Source organism: Pseudomonas sp. 34 E 7, assembly GCF_900005715.1.
GTDB classification, from domain to species: Bacteria; Pseudomonadota; Gammaproteobacteria; order Pseudomonadales; family Pseudomonadaceae; genus Aquipseudomonas; species Aquipseudomonas orientalis_A.
The window spans coordinates 1-2,749 of sequence record NZ_CVTX01000033.1 but is presented as its reverse complement, the minus strand read 5'-3'; the positions used below and the strand labels follow the sequence as shown (position 1 = coordinate 2,749).

Here is a 2,749-nt window from a genome sequence, read left to right as displayed (position 1 = left end):
GGCCCTGGCCGACACGCGCCAGGTCTCCGCCCACCTGCCGCGCCCGCCGCGTTTGCAGCGCACGCTGTACAAGCTGATTACCCTGCTGCTGCCCAGGCACCAGCAGCAGTTCATCCGCGAGATTCTCTACGGTTGCTATGAACACGAAAACGAGTTCGACCAGGCCTGTGGCCCGGTTTGGTGGGACAAGGCGCGACAAAACCAGGAAGAGCGCCAGCAGCGTCCGATTGACGCGCACCAGCTCGAACACTGGTTCGCCAACCCGGTGGTGCGCCTGATTCTCGGCGAGCGCCGTGCCGCGATCCATGCCCACCTGATGGACGCACCGGCAAAATAAGCCCGCCCGCCAAAGCGCGTGCCAGAGCTTCTCTTTATGCCGGGAGCGTCGTAACCTCCGGGTATGCCCGTCACTTTCAAGTTGTTGATCGCTGCGCTTTTCACTTGCCTGAGCCTGGCGGCCCATGGCGAGAAATTGCGCATTGTCACCGAGCCATGGGCGCCCTACGTCTACGACGACAACGGCACCATGCGTGGCCTGGACTATGAAACCACGGTGGTCGTGTTCCAGCGCCTCGGTGTGGATGTGCAATGGCAGTTCCTGCCCTGGAAGCGTTGCCTGGCCATGCTCGACCAGGGCCATGCCGACGGCGCGCTGGATATTTTCCACAGCCACGAGCGCGACGCCTTGCTGCTCTACCCCAGCGAGCCCTTGTCGGCGGTCGAGTTCGTGCTGTTCTATGCCAACGAGCGCCCTCACCCCGCCGAAACCCTCGACGATCTGCGCGGCCTGACCGTCGGCGTCTCGCCCGGTTACCTGTATGGCGAGGCATTCAGTGCCTCCAACGCGTTCGCGCGTGAACCGGCCCCCAGCCATGAAGCCAACTTCGGCAAGCTCATGCTGGGGCGCATCGACATGGTGGTCACTGACCGTCGCGTGGGGCAGCACTTGATCAAACAATTGGGCCTGGAGGACAAGGTCAGCCAGGCGCCCGTGGTGGTCAGCCGCCAGCCGCAGTTTCTTGCCGTACGCCGTGGCGCGGGCATGGATTTGCTGGTCCAGCGCTTCGCCGCCGAGCTCAGGCGCTTCAAGCAAGAGCCGGCCTATGCCGCGTTGAGCGCCAAATACGGCGGTATCCAGGCACAAACGACCCCGATCAACGCGTTCGATTACACCGTTGAGCAGCAGGAAAGCAGCGCGCAGTGATTGCTCTGTTATACTCCGGCCTTTCCGCCAGGCTTACGCCCGGCCGCTCGGGTCTTGAAAAAGGCACCCAACCCCGCTACAGCGCAGCTTTGCAGCCCGCGCGAGCCGGTGGAGTGCCCGCCAGACACAGCAGGACCGGACGGGATTACGCTCCCCTAAGCGCCATTCACGCCCGGCAAGATTATCCCTTTGGGCCAAGCCCTAACTAAAACAGGATTACTCATGTCCTTTGCTTCCCTCGGTCTCTCCGAGGCTTTAGTCCGCGCCATCGAGGCAGCGGGCTATACCGAGCCTACTCCGGTGCAACAGCGGGCCATTCCCGCCGTGTTGCAAGGTCGCGACCTGATGGTTGCGGCGCAGACAGGTACCGGTAAAACCGGTGGTTTCGCCCTCCCGATTCTGGAGCGGTTGTTCCCCAACGGTCACCCGGACAAATCCCAGCGTCACGGCCCGCGCCAACCGCGCGTACTGGTCCTGACCCCCACCCGCGAACTCGCCGCCCAAGTGCACGACAGCTTCAAGCTGTATGCCCGCGACTTGAAGTTCGTCAGCGCCTGCATCTTCGGCGGCGTCGGCATGAACCCTCAGGTTCAGGCCATGTCCCGTGGTGTCGACGTGCTGGTGGCATGCCCGGGTCGTTTGCTCGACCTGTGCGGCCAGGGCAGCGTCGATTTGTCCCACGTGGAAATCCTCGTGCTGGACGAAGCCGACCGCATGCTCGACATGGGCTTTGTCCATGACGTGAAAAAAGTGCTCGCCCGCCTGCCGGCCAAACGTCAGAACCTGCTGTTCTCGGCAACGTTCTCCCAGGACATCACTGCCCTGGCCGGCAAGTTGCTGCACAACCCGGAGCGCATCGAAGTCACGCCGCCCAACACCACGGTCGAGCGTATCGAACAACGGGTCTTCCGCCTGGCCGCCAGCCACAAGCGCTCGCTGCTGGCGCACCTGATCACCCACGGCGCGTGGGAACAGGTGCTGGTGTTCACCCGCACCAAGCACGGCGCCAACCGCCTGGCCGAATACCTGGACAAGCATGGCCTCACCGCCGTTGCCATCCACGGTAACAAGAGCCAGAACGCACGCACCAAGGCCCTGGCTGACTTCAAGGCCGGTTCCGTACGCATCCTGGTCGCCACCGATATCGCCGCCCGCGGCCTGGACATCGACCAACTGCCGCACGTGGTCAACTTCGAGCTGCCCAACGTCGATGAAGACTACGTACACCGTATCGGCCGCACAGGCCGTGCCGGTCGTTCGGGCGAGGCCATTTCCCTGGTCGCGCCGGACGAAGAAAAACTGCTCAAAAGCATCGAGCGCATGACCAAGCAGAAAATCGCCGACGGCGACCTGATGGGCTTCGATGCCAGCACCGTGGAGGCCGAAAAGCCAGAAGCGCGCGAGCGTCCGGACGTGCGTAACCCACGCAACCCACGTGGTCCGAAGGGCGATGGCCCGAACGGCGGCGGTGGTGGCGGTGGTCGTCGCGACAAGGGCAAGGACAAGGGCAAGGAAAAAACCGCGACCAGCAGCCGTGGCGAACGC

At 63.6% G+C, this 2,749-nt stretch carries 2 protein-coding genes and 1 pseudogene; all 3 read left to right on the top strand.

Going from position 1 to position 2,749, the window contains the following annotated elements:
- Positions 1 to 337: pseudogene (locus BFP96_RS01050) on the top strand (hypothetical protein); the annotation flags it as partial.
- 63 nt (positions 338 to 400) lie between these two features.
- A complete protein-coding gene (locus BFP96_RS01045) occupies positions 401 to 1,204 on the top strand; it encodes a substrate-binding periplasmic protein (protein ID WP_065935413.1) in 804 nt (267 codons plus the stop codon).
- Positions 1,205 to 1,426: 222 nt separating this feature from the next.
- The coding region (locus BFP96_RS01040; RefSeq protein WP_065935412.1) for a DEAD/DEAH box helicase at positions 1,427 to 2,749 on the top strand (1,323 nt) is incomplete at its 3' end.

Excerpts from the sequence above, each read along its gene's own strand:
- BFP96_RS01045 (WP_065935413.1), top strand. The coding sequence starts at position 401 with ATGCCCGTCACTTTCAAGTTGTTGATCGCTGCGCTTTTCACTTGCCTG.